Annotated in this window: 1 pseudogene; it reads right to left on the reverse strand. The window is 72.4% G+C overall.

The window, feature by feature from the left end:
* A pseudogene (locus tag OO47_RS33150) lies at nucleotides 1–221 on the reverse strand (ATP-binding protein); the annotation flags it as partial.

Here is a 221-nt window from a genome sequence, read left to right on the forward strand (position 1 = left end):
CCACCGGTCAGGGGGTCGTCGGTCAGGGCGATGGTGGCGGTGATCCTCTTGCCGAGGGGCGTGCGGTGGACGGTGAAGCCCTGGGCGAGTCTGACGACGATCTCCAGGCCGTGCTGGCCGATGCGGGTGGGGTCGGGCGGGAGGATCGCCGGTGGGGTGGGGTTGCTGTCCCAGACGCTGACCTCGATCGCCCCGTCGGCGGCGTCGAGGGCGAGCAGGCT

This window comes from Streptomyces bikiniensis (assembly GCF_000716625.1).
GTDB lineage: Bacteria > Actinomycetota > Actinomycetes > Streptomycetales > Streptomycetaceae > Streptomyces > Streptomyces bikiniensis.